A 1,684-nucleotide genomic window follows, 5' to 3' on the forward strand; every position below is an offset into this window, starting at 1 on the left:
TTCGGAATATCTGCGTGAGTAATATCAGTGGCCTGGTGTAAGTGAAACGGTCAACTTCTATCATATCAAACATCACGATTATTATAGTCATTCTATGATTAACCCTACTCAGATAGTTCCTTTAGGATCAGAAATTGATTTTTTACGTCGATTCAATATAAATAACTACTCTAAAAAATCAAAACAGGTGGGTATTATAAGGTAATTTGCTGGAGGCTACGAAATTTCACGGAACATCATAAAGTTCTCTGCCATTATAGTTGTAGTCCAATACATCAACCTTTTAATAGTTATCAATGTTCTATTTTTGTTTTGGTGGAACAACTAACATATCAGTGGTGCTAAGCTGTAACAATCGTTTAGCCACACTTCCTGTCAGTAAATACTGTAATTTAGAGTTTCCTTGAGTGCCAAATGAAATCAAATCGGCTTGCCATTTTTCAGACTGAATGACAATAGTGTCTGCAATATATCCACCCATGATTTTTTTCTGGAATTTAGTTTGATCTACATTACACTTACTAAGAAAATCATCTAACTTGTATGTGATATCTTTTGTATCTTCCTGTTCATATCTTAGTAACAATTTAGTGAAATATATATCTATGATATGTAGTAATTGAAAGGTTGCATTAGGAAAACATTTGAATGTAAATTCAATTGCATTTTTACTTACTTCGGAAAAATCGGTAGCTATAATTATCCGATTATACGCAAAAGAAGGCTCTTTTTTTACCAGTAGGATTGGAACATCACTATGACTTATCATAGAACTTGAAGTAGTGCCTAAGATGTAATCCTTGATGTAGTATTCGCCATGCGCGCCAGCAATAATCATATTACACTTGTTTTCTTTAGCATATCTGACAATCTCATCAGCGGCTCTACCAGCTAATACAGAAACATAGGTTTCAATGTTATGAGAGCATTTTTTTATGCATTTTAAAATTTTTTTTTCAATTTTATTTTTTTGTGCAAGATAATTTTGTTCCAACTCTTCAATTGAATATTGTGAAAAATTACCAATCCTAGGCTGGATTAAGACATGTAAAAAGTGGAGTATTGCTTTATGCTGTTCAGCTAAAGTAACTGCTCTTGAAAGAGAGTAGTCTGAATGCTTTGAAAAGTCACTAGCAATTAATATATTATTTATTTCCATTTTAAACTCTCTGCATTTAAGCTTATATAAAGATTAGCAAACGATTAGCTTCATTGCATTCTATATTCATATCTATGAACTACAGGCGAGTTCTTATTTGAAATAGACTTCTGTTGAGTCTGGTATCGAATTGTGATGCCAGGAACTAAGCATTGTGCGCGGAGTTACCTAAACCGTTGCGTCTGATATTACAATTCTTTTGCTAAGCTTTATTATTAAAAGAATATCTTTCTGAGGAAAAAATGATGCCACTAAAACGCATAATCATTGCCAGTGATATTTTTTAAATATGCCGAATATGTACTACAAAGAGCCATATGTTAAACTGAGCGACATCATATACCTCTTCATTTTATACACGTTTTACAACTGCCATAGTTGGTAGATTTTGGCTAATACTTCAGTGAACAACAAAAAGATTTTCTCTCATTAGAGGAAGACACGCTGGATAAACTGTCTGCTCTAATTATGAAATATACTATTAATATTTCAGTGAAACTAGCAGTTCTTACTGGAAGGGCCGCA

The 1,684-nt window shown here is 32.7% G+C and carries 1 protein-coding gene; it reads right to left on the bottom strand.

The genetic code is table 11. The features are described 5' to 3' along the window. Positions 1-301: 301 nt before the first annotated feature. The gene (locus tag EKG34_RS18070; protein WP_003634919.1) at positions 302-1,159 is read right to left on the bottom strand and encodes a universal stress protein; all 858 of its coding nucleotides are present in this window, start codon (positions 1,157-1,159) and stop codon (positions 302-304) included. Between the last annotated feature and the right edge of the window lie 525 nt (positions 1,160-1,684).

Source organism: Legionella longbeachae, from assembly GCF_004283175.1.
Lineage (GTDB): Bacteria > Pseudomonadota > Gammaproteobacteria > Legionellales > Legionellaceae > Legionella > Legionella longbeachae.